Annotated in this window: 21 protein-coding genes; 9 read left to right on the top strand and 12 right to left on the bottom strand. The window is 56.2% G+C overall.

The genetic code is table 11. The features are described from left to right. Nucleotides 1–12 precede the first annotated feature (12 nt). From ypfH to dapA, 6 genes are all read right to left on the bottom strand, one after another. The gene (gene ypfH, locus ACB496_RS15950) at nt 13–708 is read right to left on the bottom strand and encodes an esterase (protein WP_371973057.1); all 696 of its coding nucleotides are present in this window, start codon (nt 706–708) and stop codon (nt 13–15) included. 73 nt (nt 709–781) lie between these two features. Beyond that, complete coding sequence (locus tag ACB496_RS15955; RefSeq protein WP_371973058.1) at nt 782–2,809, bottom strand: tRNA(Met) cytidine acetyltransferase TmcA; 2,028 nt, start codon at nt 2,807–2,809, stop codon at nt 782–784. Further along, complete coding sequence (locus tag ACB496_RS15960; RefSeq protein WP_100779351.1) at nt 2,809–3,678, bottom strand: neutral zinc metallopeptidase; 870 nt, start codon at nt 3,676–3,678, stop codon at nt 2,809–2,811. Before ACB496_RS15960 ends, ACB496_RS15955 begins: the two co-directional genes overlap by 1 nt. Before the next feature lie 120 nt (nt 3,679–3,798). Beyond that, the gene (gene purC / locus ACB496_RS15965; RefSeq protein WP_095282862.1) at nt 3,799–4,512 is read right to left on the bottom strand and encodes a phosphoribosylaminoimidazolesuccinocarboxamide synthase; all 714 of its coding nucleotides are present in this window, start codon (nt 4,510–4,512) and stop codon (nt 3,799–3,801) included. A 110-nt stretch (nt 4,513–4,622) separates the two neighbouring features. Further along, nucleotides 4,623–5,657, bottom strand: coding sequence for an outer membrane protein assembly factor BamC (gene bamC / locus ACB496_RS15970; RefSeq protein ID WP_100779350.1), 1,035 nt, complete (start codon nt 5,655–5,657; stop codon nt 4,623–4,625). A gap of 16 nt (nt 5,658–5,673) precedes the next feature. Next, complete coding sequence (gene dapA / locus ACB496_RS15975; RefSeq protein WP_371973059.1) at nt 5,674–6,552, bottom strand: 4-hydroxy-tetrahydrodipicolinate synthase; 879 nt, start codon at nt 6,550–6,552, stop codon at nt 5,674–5,676. Nucleotides 6,553–6,697: 145 nt separating this feature from the next. Here dapA and ACB496_RS15980 point away from each other — a divergent pair, with 145 nt between their 5' ends. Next, on the top strand, nt 6,698–7,258 hold the full coding sequence (locus ACB496_RS15980; protein ID WP_100779348.1) for a glycine cleavage system transcriptional repressor: 561 nt from the start codon (nt 6,698–6,700) through the stop codon (nt 7,256–7,258). After that, nucleotides 7,258–7,728: a thioredoxin-dependent thiol peroxidase gene (gene bcp, locus ACB496_RS15985; RefSeq protein ID WP_100779347.1), complete on the top strand. Its 471-nt coding sequence runs from the start codon at nt 7,258–7,260 to the stop codon at nt 7,726–7,728. The genes ACB496_RS15980 and bcp overlap by 1 nt, the downstream gene beginning before the upstream one ends. Nucleotides 7,729–7,766: 38 nt before the next feature. Here bcp and ACB496_RS15990 read toward each other — a convergent pair whose 3' ends face one another. Further along, nucleotides 7,767–8,828, bottom strand: coding sequence for an AI-2E family transporter (locus tag ACB496_RS15990; RefSeq protein WP_100779346.1), 1,062 nt, complete (start codon nt 8,826–8,828; stop codon nt 7,767–7,769). A gap of 221 nt (nt 8,829–9,049) precedes the next feature. Here ACB496_RS15990 and bepA point away from each other — a divergent pair, with 221 nt between their 5' ends. Next, nucleotides 9,050–10,513 carry a beta-barrel assembly-enhancing protease gene (bepA, locus tag ACB496_RS15995; protein ID WP_100779345.1) on the top strand — a complete coding sequence of 488 codons (1,464 nt, stop codon included), beginning with the start codon at nt 9,050–9,052 and terminating at the stop codon, nt 10,511–10,513. A gap of 12 nt (nt 10,514–10,525) precedes the next feature. Beyond that, complete coding sequence (arsC, locus tag ACB496_RS16000) at nt 10,526–10,885, top strand: arsenate reductase (glutaredoxin) (RefSeq protein WP_107703142.1); 360 nt, start codon at nt 10,526–10,528, stop codon at nt 10,883–10,885. On the opposite strand, the gene ACB496_RS16005 is transcribed toward arsC, so the two are convergent. Further along, a complete protein-coding gene (locus ACB496_RS16005) occupies nt 10,882–11,706 on the bottom strand; it encodes an XRE family transcriptional regulator (RefSeq protein ID WP_371973060.1) in 825 nt (274 codons plus the stop codon). The two genes, arsC and ACB496_RS16005, sit on opposite strands and share 4 nt — an antisense overlap. Before the next feature lie 158 nt (nt 11,707–11,864). On the opposite strand from ACB496_RS16005, the gene celB reads away from it, so the two are divergent. From celB to ACB496_RS16020, 3 genes are read left to right on the top strand one after another with little or no spacing between them, the layout of a single operon-like run. Further along, the gene (gene celB / locus ACB496_RS16010) at nt 11,865–13,184 is read left to right on the top strand and encodes a PTS cellobiose transporter subunit IIC (protein ID WP_181826646.1); all 1,320 of its coding nucleotides are present in this window, start codon (nt 11,865–11,867) and stop codon (nt 13,182–13,184) included. Nucleotides 13,185–13,187: 3 nt separating this feature from the next. Beyond that, the gene (locus tag ACB496_RS16015) at nt 13,188–14,147 is read left to right on the top strand and encodes a N(4)-(beta-N-acetylglucosaminyl)-L-asparaginase (RefSeq protein WP_371973061.1); all 960 of its coding nucleotides are present in this window, start codon (nt 13,188–13,190) and stop codon (nt 14,145–14,147) included. Continuing rightward, nucleotides 14,144–15,571 carry a M17 family metallopeptidase gene (locus tag ACB496_RS16020; RefSeq protein WP_371973062.1) on the top strand — a complete coding sequence of 476 codons (1,428 nt, stop codon included), beginning with the start codon at nt 14,144–14,146 and terminating at the stop codon, nt 15,569–15,571. The genes ACB496_RS16015 and ACB496_RS16020 overlap by 4 nt, the downstream gene beginning before the upstream one ends. A 46-nt stretch (nt 15,572–15,617) precedes the next feature. On the opposite strand, the gene ACB496_RS16025 is transcribed toward ACB496_RS16020, so the two are convergent. The 4 genes from ACB496_RS16025 to ACB496_RS16040 form a co-directional block, all read right to left on the bottom strand. Next, the gene (locus ACB496_RS16025) at nt 15,618–16,319 is read right to left on the bottom strand and encodes a DnaA inactivator Hda (RefSeq protein ID WP_213015986.1); all 702 of its coding nucleotides are present in this window, start codon (nt 16,317–16,319) and stop codon (nt 15,618–15,620) included. A gap of 96 nt (nt 16,320–16,415) precedes the next feature. After that, on the bottom strand, nt 16,416–17,705 hold the full coding sequence (gene uraA, locus ACB496_RS16030) for a uracil permease (protein WP_100779339.1): 1,290 nt from the start codon (nt 17,703–17,705) through the stop codon (nt 16,416–16,418). Between the two features lie 87 nt (nt 17,706–17,792). Next, nucleotides 17,793–18,419, bottom strand: a complete 627-nt coding sequence (upp, locus tag ACB496_RS16035) for a uracil phosphoribosyltransferase (protein WP_023308769.1) — start codon at nt 18,417–18,419, stop codon at nt 17,793–17,795. Nucleotides 18,420–18,615: 196 nt separating this feature from the next. After that, complete coding sequence (locus tag ACB496_RS16040; RefSeq protein WP_107703138.1) at nt 18,616–20,046, bottom strand: 6-phospho-beta-glucosidase; 1,431 nt, start codon at nt 20,044–20,046, stop codon at nt 18,616–18,618. A 276-nt stretch (nt 20,047–20,322) separates the two neighbouring features. Here ACB496_RS16040 and purM point away from each other — a divergent pair, with 276 nt between their 5' ends. Together purM and purN are read left to right on the top strand one after the other, a co-directional pair. After that, nucleotides 20,323–21,360 carry a phosphoribosylformylglycinamidine cyclo-ligase gene (gene purM / locus ACB496_RS16045; RefSeq protein ID WP_100779337.1) on the top strand — a complete coding sequence of 346 codons (1,038 nt, stop codon included), beginning with the start codon at nt 20,323–20,325 and terminating at the stop codon, nt 21,358–21,360. Further along, nucleotides 21,357–21,998: a phosphoribosylglycinamide formyltransferase gene (purN, locus tag ACB496_RS16050; RefSeq protein ID WP_100779336.1), complete on the top strand. Its 642-nt coding sequence runs from the start codon at nt 21,357–21,359 to the stop codon at nt 21,996–21,998. The genes purM and purN overlap by 4 nt, the downstream gene beginning before the upstream one ends. The last annotated feature ends 193 nt before the right edge of the window (nt 21,999–22,191 follow it).

Genomic DNA, 22,191 nt, shown 5'->3' on the forward strand with positions numbered 1-22,191 from the left:
AGGGGTTTGAACTTACATAAACTCGACAATATCGTCGTCGTTTGGCTTGCTGCCGCTTAACGCTTCGTCGAAATAGTGCTTCGGCACGGTAAAGCGCAGGTGATCCAGCGCGAACTGCATGCTGCGATCGTCAATGGCGTGACCCAGTTCATCAACAATATCCAGCGTCACATCTCCCCCTTCACGAATCAGCGCTTCCTGAGCCGCCACCGCATGGGACAACTCAATCACGCGATCTTCACCGCCGTGAATCAGGTGGATGGTGGTTGCTGTCGTGGCGCTCTGTGGCAACGTCGCAAAGCGGCCGTTAAAGGCAATCACACGCGAGGCCAGTCCCGGCTGTGCTTTCACGCTCTCCAGCGACATAATCGCCCCCTGCGAGAACCCAATCAGCGCGGTTGCTCCGGCACTTACACCGCTCTGCTGTTGCCAGTAGCGTACGGTGTCGATAAAGGTCGGCATGATGGCATCGATGCGTGCCTGACGATTCTCCTCCGTCACGCCCTGCACGGAAAACCACTGACGCCCCTGTGGGCCGCAAGGCTCTACGCCGCCAATGCTGACGATGAGTGCGTCGGGGAAAATCGGCGCAAACCAGCTGCCGATTTGCCCCATATTCACTGCATTATCACCGACGCCATGAAACAGCAGCAGCAGTTGTTGCGCTGGGGCAGAAGGGCTTTGGACAACAAAATGGTCATGTTTCATGGCAGTCTCCTTAATTGTTAGTCAGGATTTTACGCCTCTGCGGGGTAATGACCATGCCACTTCATTGAAGAAGTCATTGAAAAAATTGCCATTGCAAAACGTCACTTTTGAGCCGCTCGCAGCGGCAGCGATCAAGTAATTCAAGGGCCTGCGCGGCCTCCTGGCGCTGTCGTATGAGTAACGTCTTACGTCCGTGAAGTGCCAGCTCGGCGCACAGTTGCGCGTCCTCTTTGCCCTCTTCCAGCCTGCCGCGCAGGGCCTCCAGCGGTAGAGATACCGCCAGCAACAGGCGCGTGAGCGCTGCTGCAGACGTCGAGAGAGGACGATGGCCAAAGGCGAAACCGCTTAACTCCAGCCAGTCATCATCATTAAGGGTAGTCTCCCAGCGATCGTCTACCGGGATCTTTTCGCCGTTCCAGCGTTCAATAATCCGCGCATCGCGGCACAGGCGCTGATGTTCCTGTGCGCACAGCGCCTGCCCCGCCTCGCTGATGGGCCGCAGCGCCATCGCCGTGTAGCAGCCGCTGCTGGCCTCGCGATGACTGCCCATACGCACCAGCACAAAGCCGCAGCGCTGCCAGAAGCGCCACAGCTCCTCGGTATAGCCAAAGCTGACGGAGAGATAATCTTGCTGTCGGTGCGCACCTGCGCTGCCCGTCAGCGCCTGGCCGATGCCCTCGCGCTGACGCGCCGGATGGACCGCTACGCGGGTGACGCGCCGCCCGACAAGCGTCGCCGCCAGCGGTGATCCGCCGTGTGCGGCAAGAGATTGCGCCACCAGATTGCCGCGCGGGCGTCGGTAGCCTGCCCACACGGCCTGGCTCAACGCCGGCGTTAACCCACCCTCGTCTACCAGCCACAGCGCCCCTGCCAGCGTTTTCCCGGCGCGGGCGACGGCAAAATGCTGGCCCGGTGCGTCCATCATCCGCCGCAAATCCAGGGGTGAGGTGCGGTAGTGCGCTGAGCACAAGAGCCGGTAGATATCAGCGGCAAGCTGCGGCTGGCTCTCCCAGGCGTTTTGTTCAAGGGAGATGATCTCGGGTGCACCGCCGGGTATCGCGTCCACAACGTCGTCATCAAATAACAACGCATCCGCTATCACGCGCTCAAGGGGGCAGCCAGCCGCCCAGCGAATGGGGGCCGAGAGCGTGAAAGAGAGCAGGCCGCTAAAACGCGCGCAGAATTTGAGTAAAAAGCCGCGTCCCGTACCTTCGTAACCCTGCACGGTCGTCGTGAGTAATACGCGCGGAAAACGCGACACCAGCTGTTCCAGCAGCGGCCCGGGAATGGCAGCGGCTTCATCAACCACCAGCCAGTCGGCCTGCTGGTCCGAGGCGAGCAACGCATCCGGGGCCATAAAGTGATAGTGATTTTCCGCGAAGCGGGCGATGACGTCTGTTGCCCCTTTCGCAGGCGCAGTGACGATAGCTCGCCCCGAAATGCGGCGTAACAGCATCCCTGCGAGCGCGGATTTCCCCCGCCCGCGCGGTGCCGTCACCACCGCTACGCCGGTTTCCATCCCGGTTAGTGCCGCCAGAACGTCAGCCTGTTCGCGCTGCGGCTCGCCGCTGGCAGGCTGCCAGTCGGGTGCAGAAGGCAAGGGGAAATCAGGTAAGGGCTGGTGTTCATGCCAGATCAACGCATCGGGATCGGCGCTCACCACCCGACAAAAATGGTGAACAAAATGCGGCGTTGCGATGGGAGTATCGCTGTCGCTCCAGCGAAGCGAATCACTGTCGGTTTGACCGGGCCAGACGGCAAAAGGAGGCGTGAGTAATACCAGCAGGCTGCCCGCGCGTAGTGTGCCGCTCAGCGCCGCAAAGGCTGCGACATCAAAACCGCAACGGGCATCGAAAATCGCGTGACGATACTCGCGCCCGAGCAGATTTTTTAGCGCCTGCGGCGCGCAGTGCGGCTCAATGGGCGCGTCGTTTCCGACCCACAGCCAGTCGCCGGAGAGCGCGTCGCGAAGCGTCAAAGCCTGCCTCTGCGACCACGTGTCGCTACCGCTGAGCACCAGCAACCGGCGATGACCTTCCTGCTGTAGCTGTGCGGCCAGTGGTTCAAACCAGGTGACCGCCTCTTCCCTGCCGCGCGACATCACATGGCTTTACCAAAGGTATTGCACTGAGCCGGATCGCCACTCGCAAAACCACGTTTAAACCAGGTGTAGCGCTCTTCGGAAGTGCCGTGGGTAAAGCTGTCTGGCACCACGCGCCCCTGACTTTGCTGTTGCAGACGATCGTCGCCGATAGCCTGTGCGGCGTTGAGCGCCTCTTCCAGATCGCCCGACTCCAGTACGCCCTGCTGCTGCATGCTATGGCCCCAGACGCCTGCGAAGCAGTCGGCCTGCAGTTCCATACGCACGGACAAGCGGTTGATTTCAGTCTGGGAGGCGTTTTGCTGCAGCTGACGCACTTTGGGTTCGATGCCAAGCAGTTTTTGTACGTGGTGACCGACTTCATGCGCAATCACGTAGCCCTGGGCAAAATCGCCGTCAGCGCCAAGTTTGCGTTTCATGTCGTCATAGAAGGAGAGATCGATATAGACGGTGCTGTCTGCCGGGCAATAGAACGGCCCCATTACAGACTGCCCGGTGCCACATCCCGTTCGCGTCGCGCCACGGTACATCACCAGTTTTGGCTGCTGGTAAGTGCGGCCCATTTTTTCAAACTGCTGGCTCCACGTATCTTCCGTGGTCGCCAGAATGACAGAGGTGAATTTTGCGGCTTCATCTTCGTTCGGACTGATGGAGCGCTGAGATTGCTGTTGTTGTGGAACCGGTTCTCCGGTCATTAAACCGGTCAGATCGACACCGTAGTAGCCCGCCACCAGCACGATAATCAGCAGAACAATGCCGCCTTTACCGCCGGGAAGTCGCATCCCGCCACCGCCCATCGACGGCCCCATGCCGCCACTGCTGCGCCTGTCTTCTACATTGTCACTTTCACGACGCCCTTGCCAGCGCATAACCACCTCGAAACTTTCTCAATATGAATAGAGTGATCGTAGGCGGTTAACGGACGGATTACCATAGGAAACAATGGTAACAAGCCAAAGGATGTTTCCACCCTTTGGCCCGAAAGGGAATTAATCGAGTTTAACGCCCAGACGATGCGCGACGGCTTCGTACGCTTCAATCAGGCCACCCAGGCTCTGACGGAAACGGTCTTTGTCCATTTTATCCAGGGTCTCTTTGTCCCACAGACGGCTGCCGTCCGGGGAGAACTCATCCCCCAGCACCACTTCACCTTTATACAGACCGAACTCCAGTTTGAAGTCGACCAGGATCAGGCCCGCGTCATCAAAGAGCTTTTTCAGCACGTCGTTGGCTTTGTAAGTCAGCTCCTGCATGCGCGCCAGGTTCTCTTTGCTCACCCAACCGAAGGTTTCGCAGTAGGATTCGTTGACCATGGGATCGTGCATTTCGTCATTTTTTAGGAACAGGTCGAACAATGGCGGGTTCAGTTCGATGCCTTCTTCAATACCCAGACGTTTCACCAGGGAGCCTGCCGCGCGGTTACGCACCACGCATTCGACCGGGACCATATCCAGTTTTTTCACCAGACACTCCGTATCGGACAGCAACGCTTCCATCTGAGTCGGGATACCGGCTTCGGCGAGTTTGCTCATAATGAAATGGTTGAACTTGTTGTTTACCATGCCTTTACGATCGAACTGCTCAATGCGTGCGCCATCCCCTGCTGACGTATCATTGCGGAACTCGAGCACCAACAGATCCGGGTTTTCGGTGCTGTATACGGTCTTCGCTTTGCCACGATACAACTCAGCTTGCTTCTGCATCTTCATTACTCCTGGTGTGATGATATGTACAAAAATCTCGGGATATTATGCCACGCACACGTTTGCGTAGCACGAAAATAAAAAGGGCTGGATTAACCAGCCCTGTTTTTTTATTTGCTGAATGCAGCCTGGAAGACTGCGACCAGCGCATCGTTCTGCGACTGGGTCAGCGTGTGACCTTTCGGATCGATGAACTGCAAGCTGCTGCGGTTATCGAGGTCACCGACCTGAATTTTGTAATCGCCGGACGCGAGGCCAGGATCGCTGGCACCCAGTTCCTGCCATGCGCTATCGGAAAGCGGTTTGTAAGTGGCCGTGATGCTGCCCGTTGAGCGGGTGCTGTCGGTCACTTTCATACCGGCTTTTTCAAGCACGGCTGGCAGACGCTGCCAGGTTTGCTGGAACGGTGCGCGCACTACCAGCATTGGCAGACCGGTGTCATCCGCTGCGCTCTGCACATCGAAAGTCACGCCATTGCGGCTCTGCGCGGAGTTCGCTGCATCGGTCGCGTTTTTATCGAGACCAGAAGCAATCACGTTCAGCATTTCAGTGCTGTAGCGCTGCAGCGAGGCCGCATCCGCCACTGGCTTGCCAGCCTGCTCCAGGTTCAGCAGTTTGACCGTGACGGCCTGCTGATAACCCTGCGGTTTGACAGAGACTTGATAACGACCACGGTACTGCTGATCTTCATCCAGACGGTTCCATTCGATCCAGTCGGTCGTCAGACTCTGACTGGCGTCGTCACGCTTATCAATCGCGTAGTTCTTCGACTGAATCACGCTGACCACCTGCGGCCACAGGGTGTTGCCACGACCGTTTTCGACCAGAAGCGTAGCCGTGTCACCCGTAAACTGGGTGCGGGCACCGCTCACCAGCGCCAGTGGCTGTGCCGGTGGACGAATGTCCAGCGCTTTGCCTACTGCACCACTGCTGTTAGTGACAGGAATGTTGTAATCACCGTTTTGAATCGGCAGGATCATACCCGCTGGCGCATGAAGTTCAGCAAGCGGCGTTGCATCCAGATAGGATTCATCACCGCTCACCTGGCGCTTGTAGCGCGAGTCTGAACTACAGGCTGCGAGGAGCATAACAAGCGAAACACCCGCAACCTTCGCCAGGCGCGACTTCTGTACTGAGTAAGCCATCAAATCTCCCTAAACTCTACAGCAAACCGGCATGCTTCAGCGCCCCAGTGACCACTTCGCGACCGTGGTCGGTAATGGGGGTCATCGGCAGACGCAGCGTGTCGGTCGCTACAAGTCCCAACTCCTTACATGCCCATTTCACTGGGATCGGATTGGGTTCGACAAATAATTTTGTGTGCAGCGGCATCAGACGCTGGTTAATCAAGCGAGCTTCGTCGAAATGACCCGCCGCAGCCAGTTTGCACATTTCGGCCATATCGCGCGCGGCTACGTTAGACGTCACGGAAATCACGCCATGACCACCGAGCTGCATGAAGTCCAGCGCGGTCGCGTCATCACCACTGAGCAGGATAAAGTCGTCTGAAACCAGCTCTTTGATCTGGTGAACGCGGCTTAAGTTCCCGGTCGCCTCTTTAATTGCGATAATATTTTTAACTTTCGAGAGACGGCCTACGGTTTCCGGCAGCATATCGCAGCCAGTACGCGACGGCACATTATACAGAATTTGTGGCAAGTCAGTATGTTCAGCGATGGCTTTGAAATGCTGGAACAGACCTTCCTGCGTTGGGCGGTTGTAGTACGGGGTCACCGTCAGGCAGCCGACAATGCCGCTGTTGTTAAAACGCTGGGTCAGGCTGATGGCCTCGGCGGTTGCATTTGCACCCGTTCCGGCGATAACCGGGATACGCCCGTCAGCCAGTTCGACGGTCATCATCACCACATCGCCGTGTTCTTCATGGCTCAGGGTGGCAGATTCACCGGTAGTCCCTACGGAAACGATCGCCGACGTCCCGCTGGCGACATGGTAATCAATCAGTTTTTTCAGGCTTGACCGGCAGACATTACCTTTCTCATCCATCGGCGTAACAAGCGCAACAATACTTCCCGTGAACATGGGCCATCCTCTGTGCAAACAAGATTCTCAATGGTACGTTTGGAACTGTAATAAAAGCAAGCGACGTAAGGCGTCCAGGCTGTTGTATGCATGTTTTTTTTATGCTTTCCTTAGGATGACTTAACCACGCAAAGGAAGAACAGGTTTGACAACCTCATCACAACATTACCTGGTTATCACTGCGCTGGGTGCCGACAGAGCCGGTATTGTGAACACCATCACCCGCCACGTCAGCAGTTGCGGCTGTAATATCGAAGACAGTCGCCTTGCGATGCTGGGTGACGAGTTCACGTTTATCATGCTGCTGTCCGGGACATGGAACGCGATTACGCTCATTGAATCCACGTTGCCGCTGAAAGGCGCGGAGCTGGATTTGCTGATCGTGATGAAACGCACAACTGCGCGCCCGCGCCCGGCCATGCCGGCGACCGTCTGGGTGCAGGTTGAAGTCACCGATTCCCCGCATTTAATCGAACGTTTCACCGCACTGTTTGACAGCCACCAGATGAACATCGCTGAGCTTGTGTCCCGCACACAGCCCGGACCGCTGCCAAAATTATTTATTCAGATCACGGCACACAGCCCTGCCTCGCACGATGCGTCAAATATTGAGCAAGCGTTCAAAGCACTCTGTACAGAACTCAATGCACAAGGCAGTATAAACGTCGTCAATTATTCGCAGCACGAACAGGATGGAGTTGAGTAATGAATCCACTGAAAGCCGGTGACATCGCACCGAAATTTAGCCTGCCCGATCAAGACGGCGAGCAAGTAAATTTGACCGACTTCCAGGGACAGCGTGTTCTGGTCTATTTCTACCCGAAAGCCATGACGCCAGGGTGTACCGTACAGGCGTGCGGTTTACGCGATAACATGGATGATTTGAAAAAGGCCGGCGTAGACGTGCTGGGAATCAGCACCGATAAGTCAGAAAAACTGTCACGCTTCGCTGAAAAAGAGCTGCTGAACTTTACGCTGCTCTCCGATGAAGACCATCAGGTTTGCGAGCAATTTGGCGTCTGGGGTGAAAAGACCTTTATGGGCAAAACCTACGACGGCATTCATCGCATCAGCTTCCTGATTGATGCCGATGGCAAAGTTGAACATGTGTTTGATGATTTCAAAACCAGCAACCACCACGACGTGGTGCTCGACTGGCTGAAAGCGAACGCCTGATTAAACGAAAAATCCCGGTTCATTGAACCGGGATTTTTTTATTCTTCCACCGCAGGCACATCCGGCCACGCATGCACCACCGCTTTAATCAGCGTCGCCAGCGGGATGGCAAAGAACACCCCCCAGAAGCCCCACAGCCCCCCAAAAATCACCACCGACAGGATGATCACCAGCGGGTGCAAATTCACCGCCTCCGAGAACAGCACCGGCACCAGCAGGTTACCGTCCAGCCCCTGAATAATCAGGTAGACCGCGAAACAGCTCCAGAATTCTGTACCCAGACCAAACTGGAACAGGGCCACACCGACTACCGGAATCGTCACCACGAATGCGCCGATATAGGGAATCAGCACCGAGAAGCCCACCAGCACCGCCAGCAGCAGCGAATAATTCAGACCAAAGATCACAAATCCAATCCAGGTCGCGACGCCGACCACAATCATCTCCAGCACTTTGCCGCGGATATAGTTGGTGATCTGTTGGTTCATCTCTTTCCACACCTGGCCCGCCAGCCCGCGATTGCGCGGCAAAATGCGGCGCACGGCGTTGAGCATCTGCTCTTTGTCCTTCACGAGGAAGAAGACCATCAGCGGCACCAGCACCAGATAGACCGCCAGCGTCAGCAGGCCCACCAGCGAGGCGAGGGAATATTTCACCACCGAATCGCCCATCGTCATGATGCGGGCGCGCATATTTTCCGCCATCGCATCAATAATGCCCGCATCCATCAGCGCCGGATAACGGCGTGGCAGCGTGGCGGCAAAATCGGAGAGTTTATTGAGCATTCCCGGCATATCGCGGATCAGGTAGATCCCCTGCTGCCAGGCAACCGGCATCACCACAAACGACATCAGCAACAGAATGCCGACGAACAGGATCAGCACAATGCTGGTTGCCCAGCGGCGGGAGCAGCCGATTTTTTCAAGGCGCACTGTCGGCCATTCGAGAAGATAGGCCAGTACCAGGGCAACGAGCAGCGGCGCCAGCAGGCCGCTGAAGAAGAACAAAATACCGAACCCGGCGACCAGAATAACCAGCAAAGCAATAGCTTCGGGGTCGCTGAAACGGCGCCGATACCACTGCATTAACATTTCGAGCATACAACCCTTCCCTGAATCTGATGGCTGGAGCGAGAGGCGAATTGTATCTAACTGTCACACAAAAGACTTTCCATTTTTGACGCTGCGTCACGAAACGCAAAAGGCGGGCGTTTGGGATTTTCTTCAGGCCGTAACACGGCTACACTCGCAGAGCAGCAGAAGGTGAACGATATGCACGTTCTTCGGTCAAATGGGTACATCCAAAATACAGGGCAGAGGTTATGTTCAGGCAGTTGAAAAAAACTCTGGTTGCAACGCTTATTGCCGCGCTGACTGTCGGTCAAATGGTGCCAGCTTTCGCTGACACATCCGATACATTGCCGGATATGGGTACCTCAGCAGGAAGCACGCTCTCCATCGGACAAGAAATGCAGATGGGTGATTATTACGTGCGTCAGCTTCGCGGCAGCGCGCCGCTGATTAATGACCCGCTGCTGGTGCAATATATCAACGGTCTTGGCATGCGCCTTGTGGCCCACGCCGACTCCGTCAAAACCCCCTTCCACTTCTATTTAATTAATAACGACGAAATCAACGCCTTCGCCTTCTTCGGCGGTAACGTGGTGCTGCATTCGGCGTTATTCCGTTATTCCGACAACGAAAGCCAGCTTGCGTCGGTAATGGCGCACGAAATCTCCCACGTCACTCAGCGCCATCTGGCGCGTGCGATGGAAGATCAGAAAAAAAATGCGCCGCTGACCTGGGTCGGCGCGTTAGGTTCGATCCTGCTGGCGATGGCCAGCCCGCAGGCCGGCATGGCCGCCCTGACCGGGACGCTCGCCGGGACGCGTCAGGGGATGATCAGCTTTACCCAGCAGAACGAACAGGAAGCAGACCGCATCGGCATTCAGGTGCTCCAGCGCTCTGGTTTTGATCCGCAGGCGATGCCGACCTTCCTCGAAAAATTGCTCGATCAGGCGCGCTACTCCACTCGCCCACCGGAAATTCTGCTGACCCACCCCCTGCCAGAAAGCCGTCTTTCCGATGCGCGTAACCGTGCCAATCAGATGCGTCCGGTCGTCGTTCAATCGTCGCAGGATTTCTACATGGCGAAGGTCAGAACCCTCGGCATGTATAATTCTGGCCGCAACCAGCTGACGAGCGACCTGCTCGATACGCTGACGAAAGGCAATGTGCGTGAGCAGAATGCAGCCCAGTACGGTCGTGCGCTGCAGGCGATGGAGGCCAGCAAATACGATGAGGCGCGCAAAGCGCTCCAGCCGCTGCTGGCCGCCGATCCTAACAATGCGTGGTATCTGGATCTCTCAACCGACATCGATTTAGGCCAGAAGAAAACTGCCGATGCGATTAATCGCCTGAAAAACGCCAAAGATTTGCGCACCAATCCGGTGTTGCAGCTCAACCTGGCGAATGCTTACTTACAGGGCGGCCAGCCGAAAGAGGCGGCAACGATTCTGAATCGCTATACCTTTGACCATAAAGACGATCAAAACGGCTGGGATTTACTGGCGCAAACCGAAGGACAGCTTGGTAACCGCGACCAGGAGTTAGCCGCGCGCGCCGAGGGCTTTGCCCTGGTTGGGCGCCTGGACCAGTCGATTTCCCTGTTAAGCAGCGCCAGTTCGCAGGTGAAACTGGGCAGTCTGCAGCAGGCGCGCTACGACGCCCGAATCGATCAGCTGCGCGCGCTGCAGCAACGGTTCAAGCCGTACGAAAAGATGTAATAAGGAGAAGTCATGTCAGACAAGGTTAAAATTTATCACAACCCTCGCTGCTCCAAGAGTCGCGACACGCTGAGCCTGCTGAAAGCGAACGGCATTGATCCCGACGTGGTGCTCTATCTGGAGACGCCGCCGGACGCCGCCACTCTTCGCCAGCTTCTGAGCATGCTGGGCATGGCGAGCGCACGTGAACTGATGCGCCGGAAAGAAGATCTCTATAAATCCTTAAACCTGGACGATAGCCACCTCACGGAAGATGCGCTGATTCAGGCGATGGTTGAAAATCCAAAGCTCATTGAGCGCCCGATTGTGGTCGCTAACGGTGAAGCGCGCATTGGCCGCCCACCGGAAGATGTGCTCGAAATCCTCAACTAAAGGGTGCGCCGCAGCGCTTCAAGAAAGCCCTGCGGCGTACTGTCCCCCAGCTTTTTCTGCGCTTTGCCCTGATTATAGAATTCACAGATTCGCATCAATAACTCCCCTGCCGGTTCCACATTCACTCGAGGAATGATTTCACCCAGCGGGATCGCCACCTGTACGGCGCTGTGCTGTGCCGGGCTGTGTTTTATCACTATCCCCTCCAGGCTCAACGATGTGGCGAAACCAAAAGTCTCAACAGATTGAATATCAGCCGGACAGGCTTCCAGCAGCTCTCTTGCCCAGTTTGCCACCAGCTGCGGTGAAATCCCCGCGTATAGCCTGGCAAAACACCAGCCGCTGACCGGCTCTCGCGCCCACAGCAGATGCTGTTCCCCGCCGTCGTCCATATGCAATGAGAGCGGCAGATGGTGCAGTTCAAGCCGCTGCGGTAAGTAACCGGCTTTCAGCGCTTTTTTGCCCTGCAGTGGCGCGCCCTGACGCGAAGATGCAGCAGGTTTCAGATAGCGATTCAGCGTCGCCCGCGAAACGCTAATCCCCAACCCTTCATTCACCAGCAGCAACAGTTCGTCCAGCGGCGCACCGGTGGCGTCACGCAGGGCGTTAATCAATGAAACCTGCTCCTGTCTCATCGCTTTGTGTATCACTTTAGGCGTCGTGTGGTTGTCGGATATCTGCTCACGCTTGCGCCAGCGCCGGACGGTGGTGACTGAAATTCCCAGCTCGAGGGCCAGCTCTCTGTCGCTCTTATCCGACTGCTGAAGATAGCGACGGGTGCGCGGTGTCGTGGTGGCATTGGCGTGCAGTTTGATTTCCATCGCGAGGCCTCAGTCAAATTTCTTATAACCAATCTTGTGAGATTTATGTTAACAAAGCGATTACATTGTGACCTGATTCACCTTTCGGTCGCAACGCTTCACTGATAATCCTCAGACATAGCATAAACAACGTCACGCGATCTTGTACGGAGTTCACAATGAACAATGTTCTGGGATTTATGGAAGCAAAATTGATGCCGCTGGCAGCCAAAACGGCTCAGCAGCGTCATCTGGGTGCCATTCGTGGTGCATACGTTTCATTCATGCCGTTTATTATCGTCGGCTCGATCCTGCTGGTTATCTCCTCGTTCCCGAATCAAACCTATCAGCAGTTTATGTCGTCGGCGTTTGGCGAAAGCTGGAGCGCGATTATCGAGATCCCGTTTAACGCTGTTTTCTCGACGATGTCTCTGTTTATCAGCTTCCTGGTCGCCTTCCGTCTGGCGGAGCACTACGACGAGGACCGTATCTCGTGTGGGATCCTGGCGCTGGTCAGCTTCCTGATCCTCACGCCGTTTATCAAAGTGGCGGAAAACGGCGGAATTACCGTGATGCCGGTGGAGTGGATTGGCAGTAAAGGCCTGTTCGTGGCGATGATTGGCTCGCTGTTATGGACGGAGCTGTTCTGCTGGCTGAAGCGTAAAAATCTGGTGATCAAAATGCCGGAGGGCGTTCCGCCTGCAGTGCAGGAGTCGTTCGCCGCGCTGATCCCCGCCCTGGTGGTGATGATTCTGGTGCTGGTGATCCGCATTGCGTTTGAAAACACGCACTATCACACCATCCATCAGTTCATCTATGACGTGGTCGCAACGCCGGTGCGTCACTACGGCACCTCCTATTTCGGCGCGCTGATGACGGTGTTCAGTATCACCATTTTGTGGTCAGTGGGCATTAACTCCGGTTCGATGATTAACGGCATTATCCGTCCGCTGTGGATGGAGAATCAGACCGACAATATCGCCGCCATTCAGGCGGGCGTGACGCCGCCGCACATTATTACCGAGCAGTTTTTCGACATGATCTGGATGGGCGGCGCGGGTGCCACGCTGTCGCTGGTCATCGCGATGCTGATTTTTGCCCGCAGTAAAAATATGCGGGAAGTGGCGCGGCTCGGCGCGGGCGCGTCGGTGTTCAACATCAACGAACCGATTCTGTTCGGACTGCCGGTGATCATGAACCCGATCATGCTGATTCCCTTTAACCTGGTGCCGCTGGTGTTAGTCACCGTGCAGTACGCGGCCATGAAAATCGGCGCGGTCGCCGTGACCACCGGGGTGTTTATTCCCTGGACGCTGCCGCCGGTCATCAGCGGCTTTATCGTCACCGGGCATCTCAGCGGCAGCGTGATGCAACTGCTCAACCTGCTGATCGGCGCGATGCTCTATCTGCCGTTTATGCGCATTCTGGACAAACAGTACCGCGCTGCGGAAATCGCTACTGCGACGCCAACCGAAACCACGCTGGCAAAACAGGAGTAAACCATGTGGGGAATTATCGCAACCTGGCGAATGGCGCTGGAAGGTGTGACGGAGTCTGCGTCTGCGCTGGCTACGGGGAAGCCTGTCACATCGGCAGTCGTGGATGCCGTTGCCGCCGTTGAAGACTTTCCGTATTACAAGTCCGTCGGCTACGGCGGGCTGCCCACGGAGAATGGCGAAGTGGAACTCGACGCCGCCTATATGGACGGCGACACGCTGGCCTTTGGCGCAGTGGGCAATCTGGTGGATATCGCCAACCCGGTGCGGGTAGCTCAGGCCTTGAGCCGTCAGCGCTATAACAGCTTGCTGGTCGGCCAGGGAGCGCGCGAGTGGGCGTTAAGCCAGGGCTTTACTGACAAAACCATGCTCACTGACCGGGCAATGCAGCACTACCGCAAGCGCTGTCGTGAAACGCTGGATAAGGGGCTCAGCCCGTACGACGGTCACGATACTGTCGGCATTATCGGGCTGGATAAGCAAGGCTCCATGAGTGTCGCGACCTCCACCAGCGGCCTGTTTATGAAAAAACGCGGGCGCATCGGGGATTCGCCGATTATCGGTTCCGGTTTTTATTGCGACAGCGAAACGGGGGCCGCCACCGCCACGGGCGTGGGCGAGGACCTGATGAAAGGCTGCACCAGCTACGAAATCGTGCGCCGCATGGCGCAGGGCATGACGCCACAGCAGGCGGCAGATTCCGTCGTCTTTGAACTGGAAGACAAGCTGATGTCACGCTTTGGCCGCGTGGGCGATCTTTCCGTGGTGTGCATGAATAACCGAGGCGAATTTGGCGCGGCGACCAACATCAAAACGTTCTCTTTTGTGGTCGCCACCGCCCGGCAGCCCCTGACCGTTTTTCGCACCGAACGCCTGCGTGAGAAAACCCACTATCAGGCCGTGGATGACGACTGGATGCAGGCCTATGCCACCCGCATTCGCGCGCCGATTGAGGAACAACCATGATTACCTGCCAGCTGATTACCTCTCTTGCCGAAGCCCGCCCACACAGCCATCTTCTGGCGCGCCACGCCTGCGCGCAGTTGCCGGAGACGGCGCTTATCAATGAGATGCGTGCACAGACAGGCGTAGCAGACACACGCTTCGGCTGTGCCCCTTTTACCCGTATTACTCTGCTGCCGGAAGCGCTGTGGAAGGATTCCCTGACCGACGGTTTAGTGGCCGCGCTACGCCCGCTTTTTGCCGCGCCCGTCAGCGAAAGCCTGGTGATTGATCTTTGCGATATTCACGACACCGTTCTGGGCCAGTTGCTGCGTTTCCTGTTCAATCAGGCGCATAACCTCAGCGATTTGCAGCTCAAGAAAACGGACGGTTCCGCCGTGCGGATTCGCCACATTGCCGCCCTGTGCCTGCCCGAGCAACGAGAGCGGTTAGCCAGCATCATCGAACAACAGCAGGCGGTTGCCAACGGGATGATGGCTGCGCGGCGTCTGGCAGACACGCCATCCGACCGCTGCACGCCACAGTACGTGGTCGACGAGGCGCAGACCCTGTGTGCCGCCTTCCCTGCCCTGCGCTGCGAGGTGCTTGATGAACAACAGATCGTCGGGCAAGGTCTTGGGCTGCTCCATGCCGTAGGAAAAGGCGCCACCTGCCCGCCGCGCCTGCTGGCGATTCATTACGACGGCATCAGCGACGGTCCGGTTCGCTGCTATGTGGGCAAAGGCATTACCTTTGACACGGGCGGTCTGTGGCTGAAGGAAGGCGCGGGAATGTACACAATGAAGTACGACATGTGCGGCGCGGCCAACGTGCTGGGCCTGATGCTGACGGTGGCGGAGCTGAACCTGCCCGTGCGGATCATGGGTGTGCTGGCGCTGGCGGAAAACGCCATCGGCCCGGACGCAATGCAGCCGGGGACGGTAGCGCGGGCCTGTAACGGCCTGACGGTGGAGATCAATAATACCGACGCCGAAGGACGTCTGGTGCTGGCCGACGCTATCGCCTGGGCAAGTCAGCGCCATCCGCAGGCGCACTACATTATCGATATGGCGACGCTGACGGGTGCAGTGGTAAAAGCGCTGGGGTATGAGCTGAGCGGATTAATGACGCAAAACGAAACGCTGCGGGAGCAGCTGATCCGCGCCGGGATCAGGAGCGGCGATGAGGTGTGGTCTCTACCGCTGGATGCGCGGCTGAAAAAACAGACCGAAAGCACGATTGCCGATCTGTGCAATACGCCGACCAATAATGCGGCGATCAGTGCGTCAGCCGCATGGTTATTACACCATTTTTGCCCGCCAACGATTCCGTGGGCGCATCTGGATATCAGCGGAACGGCGTTATGGCGTGAAGGCGGAAGAAGCGTGGCGTCGGGAAGACCGATTCCGTTATTGGTGGAGCATTTATTAGCAGATACAGAACTGTAAGCCCGTACACGCGCCGCGCCGCCGGGCCAGCAGGCCTGGTGGCGAATTAGAGTTTCAGCGTCTCTTTCACAAACGGAATGGTCAGTTTGCGCTGGGCCGTAATGGACGCATGATCGAGCTGATCCAGCGTATCAAACAGAGTGCGCATTTCCCGATCCAGTCGCTTTAACAGGAAACGACCTACGTCTTCCGGCAGCTCAAACCCACGTAGCCGCGAGCGTAACTGCAGCGCCTGAAGTTTGTCTTCATCAGACAAGGGTTGCAGCTTGTAGATTTGTCCCCAGTCGAGACGAGACGCCAGATCCGGCAATCCCAGATTCAGCTGGCGCGGAGGACGATCGCCGGTGATCAGCAACCGGGTTTTCCCCGATTCCAGAATGCGGTTGTAGAGATTAAACATCGCCATTTCCCACGGCTCATCTCCGGCAATGCATTCAATATTGTCGATGCAAACCAGTGAAAGATGTTCCATACCGTCGAGCACTTCCGGGACAAACCAGGTGCGTTTATCCAGCGGCACGTAGCCTACCGCGTCACCGCGCTGGGAAAGTTCCGCACAGGCGGCGTGCAGCAGATGGCTGCGTCCCGCGCCTTCGCGTGACCAGATATAAATGTATCCGCTGTGCTCCTGGCGCAACACGTTTTGCAGTGCAGCCAGTAAAGAGGGGTTATCACCCGGCCAGAAACTCGCGAAAGTTTCGTCGTCAGGAAGATAAAGTGGCAGAGAGAGCTGTGCCGGTCCGTTCAGAAATACCTCGATCAAGGTCTCACATAAAATCGGGAGGGAGTTTATCACGGAACCTGCAATGAGAGAACCGGGCGGATCGTCCGCCCGGTTTAACGATCAATGTGACGCTTTTTCGCTGTCAGCGGCGTCGAGAACTTCTTCTTCCGGGCGCAGTACAGAGATCAGTTTGAAGATCAGGCTCAGGCCTACGCCGACGATGGTGGCCAGCGCCATGCCTTTCAGCTCAGCGGCACCGATGTGCACTTTCGCGCCGCTCACGCCGATAATCAGGATCACCGAGGTCAGGATCAGGTTCTGCGTTTTGTTGTAATCCACTTTGGATTCAATCAGCACGCGAATACCGGATGCGCCGATCACGCCGTAGAGCAGCAATGAGACACCGCCGATGACCGGGACCGGGATAATCTGGATCGCCGCCGCCAGTTTACCCACGCAGGAGAGCAGAATTGCAAAGATCGCCGCCCCGCCGATCACCCAGGTGCTGTAGACGCGAGTAATCGCCATTACGCCGATGTTCTCACCGTAAGTGGTGTTTGGCGTGGAGCCGAAGAAGCCGGAAATCATGGTCGACAGGCCGTTAGCAAACATCGAACGGTGCAGACCTGGGTCGCGGATCAGATCTTTTTTGACGATATTCGCCGTTACCACCAGGTGCCCAACGTGCTCGGCAATCACCACCAGCGCCGCTGGCAAAATGGTGAAGATCGCAAACCACTCAAAGCGCGGCGTGTAGAAGGTTGGCAGTGCAAACCAGTGCGCCTGGGCAATCGGAGTGGTATCCACCACACCCATCGCGAAGGAGAGCGCATAGCCCGCCAGCACCCCGATCAGAATCGGGATAATCGCCAGGAAACCACGGAACAGCACCGAGCCGAACACCGTCACGCCCAGGGTTACCAGCGAAATAATAATGGTTTTGGACTCAGGCGATTGCCCGTCCGCAGGCAGCAGCCCGGCCATATTGGCCGCCACGCCCGCTAGCTCCAGACCGATGACGGCAACGATTGCGCCCATTGCCGCAGGCGGGAACATCACATCCAGCCAGCCTGTCCCGGCTTTCTTCACAATGAAGGCCACCAGGCAGAACAGCGCACCGCACATGATAAAACCGCCCAGAGCCACTTCGTAGCCTAATGGCAGCAGCAACAGGACCGGGGAGATAAACGCAAAGCTGGAACCCAGATACGCCGGGATTTTGCCTTTACAGATGAAAAGGTAAAGCAGCGTACCGACACCGTTGAACAGCAGCACGGTAGCCGGGTTAATGTGAAACAGGATTGGCACCAGCACGGTCGCACCAAACATGGCAAACAGATGCTGCAAACTAAGCGGGATCGTCTGCAAAAGCGGCGGTCTTTCACTCACCCCGATAGTACGGCGCGTCATAGTGTTTTCCTCTAAGTATTGTGAGTTGTTTGTGTTTTATTCAAAAAAAAGCCGACTATCAAAGTCGGCTTCTTTTTCGTTATTCGATTATTTCGTACCAAAAATCTTATCGCCGGCATCGCCCAGCCCCGGGATGATGTACCCGTGCTCGTTCAGCCCCTGGTCGATGGATGCGGTATACAGCTCTACGTCCGGATGCGCTTTTTCCAGCGCCGCGATACCTTCCGGTGCCGCAACCAGCACCAGCACTTTAATGCTGTTGCAGCCGGCGTTTTTCAGCAGGTCGATAGTGGCGATCATTGAGCCGCCGGTGGCGAGCATCGGGTCAACGACCAGCGCCATACGCTCGTCGATATTGGAAACCAGCTTCTGGAAATACGGAACCGGCTCGAGAGTCTCTTCATTACGGTAGATACCGACAACGCTGATACGCGCGCTCGGTACGTGCTCCAGCACGCCTTCCATCATGCCCAGACCTGCGCGCAGGATTGGCACCACGGTAATTTTTTTGCCTTTGATCTGCTCAACCTGGACCGGGCCGTTCCAGCCTTCGATGGTCACTTTTTCAGTTTCCAGGTCAGACGTTGCTTCGTAAGTCAGTAAGCTTCCAACTTCAGAGGCCAGTTCGCGAAAACGCTTCGTGCTGATGTCATGCTCACGCATCAGGCCCAGCTTGTGTTTAACGAGTGGGTGTTTCACTTCCACAATCTTCATTCTCATTCTCCTCTGAGGTGGCTACCGCAAAAAAAATCGCCGGATTATACCGCTTTTTTCCAGGTTCGCCATACCCATCTTGCTTGACGTTGATCAATCAAAGTGGATTAGGGAGTGTTAGAGAGTATAAAACAGGAAAAAAAAGCCGGAGGGGAGTCCGGCTTTTTCGGGGGATAGTTGACGTGCGGTGCTGCGCTTACAGGTCTGCGCCGTTAGTGGCGATAACCTTCTGATACCAGTCGAATGATTTTTTCTTGCTGCGGTTCAGGGTGCCATTACCTTCGTTATCTTTATCGACAAAGATAAACCCGTAGCGTTTTTTCATTTCGCCCGTGCCCGCCGACACCAGATCGATACAGCCCCACGGGGTGTAACCCATCAGATCCACGCCATCTTCAACCACCGCTTTTTTCATCTCGCGGATGTGCGCGTCGAGATAATCGATGCGGTACTGGTCGTTCACCGTGCCGTCGCTCTCCTGCACGTCGATGGCGCCAAAGCCATTCTCGACGATAAACAGTGGCAGCTGATAGTGATCCCAGAACCAGTTCAGGGAGTAGCGCAGGCCCACCGGGTCAATCTGCCAGCCCCAGTCGGATTTCTGAACGTACGGGTTGGAGACCAGGCTTTTACTTTCGTCATAATCCAGCTGCGGGTTGTCCGGCGTTGCTTTGGTGGCGAAAGACATGTAATAGCTGAAACCGATGTAATCAACACAGCCCTGCTTCAGTGCCGCAATATCTTCCTCGGTAATATCCAGCTCAAAACCGCGACGCTCAAAGTAGTTAAGCAGGTGCTGCGGATATTTCCCGCGCACGTGCACGTCGGTGAACCAGTAGCGACGATGCATGGCGTTCATCGCCATCATGATGTCGTTTGGCGCGCAGCTCAGCGGATAGATTGGGCACATGGCAATCATGCAGCCAATTTGCAGGGACGGATTGATCTCACGCCCGGCTTTCACCGCCAGAGCGCTGGCCACCAGCTCATAGTGCGCGGCCTGGAACATCACCGGCTCGCGATCTTCGCCCGGCTCGTACTTCAGGCCGGAGTTAGTGAATGGCGCAAAATCTTCGTGGAAGTTAGCCTGGTTGTTGATCTCGTTGAAGGTCATCCAGTACTTCACTTTGTGCTGGTAACGCTTGAATACCACGGTCGCGAAACGCACAAACATGTCGATCAGCTTACGATTGCGCCAGCCGCCGTATTCGGTCACCAGATGGAAAGGCATTTCGAAGTGCGAAAGAGTAATCACCGGCTCAATGCCATATTTCAGGCACTCGTCGAACAGGTCGTCGTAGAATTTCAGACCGGCTTCGTTCGGCTCCAGCTCATCGCCTTTGGGGAAAATACGCGTCCAGGCAATCGATGTGCGGAAGCATTTAAAACCCAGTTCAGCGAAAAGTTTGATGTCTTCTTTGTAGCGATGGTAGAAGTCGATGGCTTCGTGGTTCGGATAGTTTTTACCCTGAATCACGCCCTGGGTGATTTCACGCGGGACGCCGTGCGCGCCGACCGTCATTACGTCCGCAACGCTGATTCCTTTACCGCCCTCTTTCCAGCCACCTTCCAGCTGATGCGCCGCCACCGCGCCGCCCCACAGAAAACCTTCTTTGAATCCTGGCATGCCTTTTCCCTCATTCTGCGTTATTTTCTGCAAAAACAATTACAGAAACCGGTTTCAGTGAAATCATGTGCAATGCTCCTGGCGGTTGCAAGCACATTACCGAAACCGGTTTCATTTTCGTGAACGGTATCAAGTTTGTCGCGACCCGATGTATAAATGTGTAAATTTTCAGCGACTTTTTATGACCGCAGAATAGGCTCGCAAACGTTTGCCTGGACTGTTAGAATTGCGCCGATTTTTCTTACTATGCAATGCAATCGCGTGGGGACTTAAGCCGTGACCAACAAAACTTCTCTCAGCTATAAAGATGCCGGTGTTGATATTGACGCAGGTAATGCGCTGGTTGACCGAATCAAAGGTGTGGTCAAAAAGACTCGCCGCCCTGAAGTGATGGGTGGTCTGGGTGGATTTGGCGCACTGTGCGCACTGCCGCAAAAATATCGTGAGCCTGTTCTGGTTTCTGGCACTGACGGCGTGGGAACAAAACTGCGTCTGGCGATGGATCTCAAACGCCACGACACCATCGGCATCGACCTGGTGGCCATGTGTGTGAACGACCTTGTGGTGCAGGGTGCTGAACCCCTCTTCTTCCTCGACTATTACGCGACCGGAAAACTGGACGTGGATACCGCATCCAGCGTGATTACCGGTATCGCTGAAGGCTGTTTGCAGTCAGGCTGTGCGCTGGTCGGCGGCGAAACGGCAGAAATGCCGGGGATGTATCACGGTGAAGATTACGATGTCGCAGGCTTCTGCGTCGGCGTGGTAGAAAAATCAGAAATTATCGACGGCAGCAAAGTGACCGATGGCGATGTGCTGATTGCACTCGGCTCCAGCGGCCCGCACTCCAACGGTTATTCCCTTGTGCGTAAGATCCTCGAAGTGAGCGGCTGCGATCCAGAAACCACGGAACTCGACGGCAAACCGCTGGCCGATCACCTGCTGGCACCGACCCGCATCTACGTGAAAAACATTCTTGAACTGATTGAGAACGTTGACGTGCACGCCATTGCTCACCTGACCGGCGGCGGCTTCTGGGAAAACATCCCGCGCGTTCTGCCCGACAATACTCAGGCGGTGATCGACGCGTCCTCCTGGCAGTGGCCAGCCGTGTTCAACTGGCTGCAAACCGCAGGTAACGTCAGCCAGCACGAAATGTATCGCACCTTCAACTGCGGCGTCGGCATGCTGATTGCTCTGCCAGCCAGCGAAGCAGACAAAGCCATTGAGCTGATGAAGGCGAAAGGTGAAAACGCGTGGAAAATCGGTATCATCAAAGCTTCTGATTCCGAACAGCGCGTGGTCATTGAATGAAAAATATTGTGGTGCTCATTTCCGGTAACGGAAGTAATTTGCAGGCCATTATCGACGCCTGCAAACAGAAACAGATCAATGGCACCATTCGCGCAGTATTCAGCAACAAGGCCGATGCGTTCGGCCTTGAGCGTGCGCGGGATGCCCATATCCCGGCGCACGCGCTGGAAGCCTCTCAGTTTGCCAGTCGAGAAGCCTTCGACCGGGAGCTGGTGCAGGAGATCGACGCCTACGCGCCGGATGTCGTGGTGCTGGCCGGCTATATGCGTATCCTCAGCCCGGGTTTTGTTTCCCACTATTCTGGCCGTCTGCTGAACATCCACCCTTCTCTTCTGCCGAAATATCCAGGCCTGCATACCCACCGTCAGGTGCTGGAAAATGGCGATGAGGAGCATGGGACTTCCGTGCATTTCGTCACCGACGAGCTGGACGGCGGGCCGGTCATTCTGCAGGCAAAAATCCCGGTGTTTGACGGCGACGATGAAGACGACATCACCGAACGCGTTCAGTCGCAGGAGCACGCCATTTACCCGTTAGTGGTGAGCTGGTTTGTCGATGGGCGTCTTGAGATGCGCGACAACGCCGCCTGGCTGGATGGCGTTAAGCTGCCCGCTCAGGGCTATGCGGCCGACGAGTAATCTGTTTTTCCCGGCGGCGCTGCGCTTGCAGAGCCGACGATTTTGCCAGTCGGGTACGCGCCGCGCCGCCCGACACATCTTCATCCGCACCAACCCCTTAAAATCCCCCATAAAAAAAATTAACTGTCATACTTTTCTGGCACAGTTGGACATCTCGTGTCAAAGCTCGCCATAATAGAATCGAGACGGATTT

The sequence above is a fragment of the Lelliottia nimipressuralis genome (genome assembly GCF_041464075.1).
Classification (GTDB): Bacteria; Pseudomonadota; Gammaproteobacteria; order Enterobacterales; family Enterobacteriaceae; genus Enterobacter; species Enterobacter nimipressuralis.

Excerpts from the sequence above, each read along its gene's own strand:
- ypfH (WP_371973057.1), bottom strand. The coding sequence starts at position 708 with ATGAAACATGACCATTTTGTTGTCCAAAGCCCTTCTGCCCCAGCGCAA.
- ACB496_RS15955 (WP_371973058.1), bottom strand. The coding sequence starts at position 2,809 with ATGTCGCGCGGCAGGGAAGAGGCGGTCACCTGGTTTGAACCACTGGCC.
- ACB496_RS15960 (WP_100779351.1), bottom strand. The coding sequence starts at position 3,678 with ATGCGCTGGCAAGGGCGTCGTGAAAGTGACAATGTAGAAGACAGGCGC.
- purC (WP_095282862.1), bottom strand. The coding sequence starts at position 4,512 with ATGCAGAAGCAAGCTGAGTTGTATCGTGGCAAAGCGAAGACCGTATAC.
- bamC (WP_100779350.1), bottom strand. The coding sequence starts at position 5,657 with ATGGCTTACTCAGTACAGAAGTCGCGCCTGGCGAAGGTTGCGGGTGTT.
- dapA (WP_371973059.1), bottom strand. The coding sequence starts at position 6,552 with ATGTTCACGGGAAGTATTGTTGCGCTTGTTACGCCGATGGATGAGAAA.
- bcp (WP_100779347.1), top strand. The coding sequence starts at position 7,258 with ATGAATCCACTGAAAGCCGGTGACATCGCACCGAAATTTAGCCTGCCC.
- ACB496_RS15990 (WP_100779346.1), bottom strand. The coding sequence starts at position 8,828 with ATGCTCGAAATGTTAATGCAGTGGTATCGGCGCCGTTTCAGCGACCCC.
- bepA (WP_100779345.1), top strand. The coding sequence starts at position 9,050 with ATGTTCAGGCAGTTGAAAAAAACTCTGGTTGCAACGCTTATTGCCGCG.
- arsC (WP_107703142.1), top strand. The coding sequence starts at position 10,526 with ATGTCAGACAAGGTTAAAATTTATCACAACCCTCGCTGCTCCAAGAGT.
- ACB496_RS16005 (WP_371973060.1), bottom strand. The coding sequence starts at position 11,706 with ATGGAAATCAAACTGCACGCCAATGCCACCACGACACCGCGCACCCGT.
- celB (WP_181826646.1), top strand. The coding sequence starts at position 11,865 with ATGAACAATGTTCTGGGATTTATGGAAGCAAAATTGATGCCGCTGGCA.
- ACB496_RS16015 (WP_371973061.1), top strand. The coding sequence starts at position 13,188 with ATGTGGGGAATTATCGCAACCTGGCGAATGGCGCTGGAAGGTGTGACG.
- ACB496_RS16020 (WP_371973062.1), top strand. The coding sequence starts at position 14,144 with ATGATTACCTGCCAGCTGATTACCTCTCTTGCCGAAGCCCGCCCACAC.
- uraA (WP_100779339.1), bottom strand. The coding sequence starts at position 17,705 with ATGACGCGCCGTACTATCGGGGTGAGTGAAAGACCGCCGCTTTTGCAG.
- upp (WP_023308769.1), bottom strand. The coding sequence starts at position 18,419 with ATGAAGATTGTGGAAGTGAAACACCCACTCGTTAAACACAAGCTGGGC.
- ACB496_RS16040 (WP_107703138.1), bottom strand. The coding sequence starts at position 20,046 with ATGCCAGGATTCAAAGAAGGTTTTCTGTGGGGCGGCGCGGTGGCGGCG.
- purN (WP_100779336.1), top strand. The coding sequence starts at position 21,357 with ATGAAAAATATTGTGGTGCTCATTTCCGGTAACGGAAGTAATTTGCAG.